Consider the following 586-nt stretch of genomic DNA (forward strand, 5'->3'; position numbering starts at 1 on the left):
TGACAGTAATTTGCAAATTAATAATGAGGAGTTTTTTATTGTAACGGGTGCAAATATGGCCGGTAAAAGTACTTTTTTGCGTACGGTATCACTGCACATTGTTATGGCCAATGTAGGTTTGCCAGTATGTGCAAAATCTAGTAACTATAATCCGGTAAAATTAATTACTAGCATGCGAACTACAGATTCTTTAACCGATGATAGTTCGTATTTCTTTTCAGAATTAACCAGACTTAAATTTATTGTTGATACCATTAAAAATGAACCGTATTTTATAATTCTAGATGAAATTTTAAAAGGCACTAATAGTACTGATAAAGCTATTGGCTCTAAAAAATTTGTTGAAAAATTAGTAGCATCAAACGCTACTGGTATTATTGCTACACACGATTTAAGTTTATGTGCTATTGAAAATGAACTTAAAAATGTAAAAAACTACTACTTTGATGCAGAAATTATTAATGATGAACTTTACTTTGACTATAAACTAAAACAAGGTGTTTGCCAAAATATGAATGCATCCTTTTTACTTAAGAAAATGGATATTGTATAAAATCAAGTAATCTAAAAAGTAAAACCATTAACC

At 29.0% G+C, this 586-nt stretch carries 1 protein-coding gene; it reads left to right on the forward strand.

What is annotated here, in order from left to right:
• Window positions 1-553, forward strand: a 553-nt coding sequence (locus tag FUA24_RS10765) for a MutS-related protein (protein WP_449441426.1), incomplete at its 5' end; no start/stop codon positions are given.
• Window positions 554-586 lie beyond the last annotated feature (33 nt).

It is taken from the genome of Seonamhaeicola marinus (genome assembly GCF_008085455.1).